The sequence below is a fragment of the Thermophilibacter provencensis genome (genome assembly GCF_030372065.1).
In the GTDB taxonomy this organism is placed as follows: Bacteria; Actinomycetota; Coriobacteriia; order Coriobacteriales; family Atopobiaceae; genus Thermophilibacter; species Thermophilibacter provencensis_A.
The window spans coordinates 1-1,419 of sequence record NZ_JAUDEA010000033.1; the positions used below are offsets into that span (position 1 = coordinate 1).

1 protein-coding gene is annotated in these 1,419 nt (G+C 72.7%); it reads left to right on the forward strand.

Features of this window, described 5'->3' with window-relative positions:
• Positions 1 to 117: 117 nt before the first annotated feature.
• Positions 118 to 1,359, forward strand: coding sequence for an IS256 family transposase (locus QUW25_RS09950; protein ID WP_289512062.1), 1,242 nt, complete (start codon positions 118 to 120; stop codon positions 1,357 to 1,359).
• Positions 1,360 to 1,419: the final 60 nt, after the last annotated feature.

Below are 1,419 nucleotides of genomic sequence, written 5' to 3' on the forward strand. Positions count from 1 at the left end.
GGACGCGTCCCGAAACTTGGTGTAATCGGCCAGGCGACCGTCGCCCTCACGGGCGCGGCCGCCCCCCTAGAATCGTGAGTCACCACAACGTCAGATTCGCGAGAAAGGACGGCCGCAATGGAAACTGTACACGAGGAGGCGCTGGCCGCGGCCGGCACCCGCGCCGACGGCACGATCGACATCAACGCGGCGCTGAGGTCGCTGCTGGAGGGGCTGCTCAACGCCGCGATGGACGAGCAGGCCTCCGAGCTCGGGGTTCCGCGCAACGGCTACCGGGAGCGCTCGCTCGACACCTGCGTCGGGACGGTGACGCTCAGGATACCCAAGCTGCGCGAGGGCAGCTACTTCCCCGAGGACGTCGTGTCGAGGTGGTCGCGCACCGACACGGCGCTGGCCTCGGCGATCTGCGACATGTGGGCCGCCGGGGTCTCCACCAGGAAGGTCGAGGCGGTCGCCGCCGAGATGGGCGTCGAGTCGATGAGCAGGAGCCGCGTGTCGAGGCTGTGCGCCGGGCTCGACGAGGAGGTCGCCGAGCTCAGGGGCTGCGACCTGTCCTCCGCGAGCTGGCCGTACCTGTGGCTCGACGCGACCTACGTGCCCTGCCGGGAGGCCGGCGCGGCCCGGTCGACCGCGCTGGTCACCGCCGTGGCCTGCTCGCTCTCGGGCCGCAGGAGGGTCGTCGGCCTCGCGTGCGTCGACGCGGAGTCCTACCTGTCGTGGAGGGACTTCCTGCTGGGCCTGCGCCGCCGCGGGCTCTCGGGCGTGCGCCTCGTGACCTCCGACGCGCACGAGGGGCTGGCCCGCGCCGTCCGCGAGGTGCTCGTCGGCGCCGCGTGGCAGCGCTGCGTCGCCCACCTCGAGCGCAACGTCCGGGACCGCTGCCGCAGGCGCGACGTCGGGGACGCCGCCGTCGCGGCGCTCAAGGCCGCCCTGTCGGAGCGCGACCCGGCGCTCGTGCGCGCGGGCTACCGGCGGGCGTGCGAGCTGCTCGCCGCCGCCGACCCCCGCGGGGCCGAGCTGCTCGAGGGGGCGGCCCCGTCCGCCCTGGCGTACCTGGACTTCCCGCGCGAGCACGCGGTGTGGGTCAGGACGAACAACGTCTGCGAGCGCATGAACTGCGAGATCAAGCGCCGCACGAGGGTCGTGCAGGTGTTCCCCTCCAGGGAGTCGCTGGTGAGGCTCGTCGGGGCGGTGTGCTGCGACCAGAACGACGCATGGCTCTCGGCGACGAACTTCATCGACCCCAGGACCCTGGCCGAGGGCTACGAGCGCGAGCCGCTGCCCGAGGAGCCGGGAGGGGCGGAGAGGGTTCTCAGGCTCGTGGGCGAGGCGTTCGACAGGAAGCTGAGGGCGGCGTAGTATCGGCGGGGAGGCTCACCCCCGCGGGGAGGCCCTTACACCACTTTTCGTGACGCTACT

What these genes read in the sequence shown, in the direction of transcription:
- QUW25_RS09950 (WP_289512062.1), top strand. Translation starts at nt 118, where the DNA reads ATGGAAACTGTACACGAGGAGGCGCTGGCCGCGGCCGGCACCCGCGCC.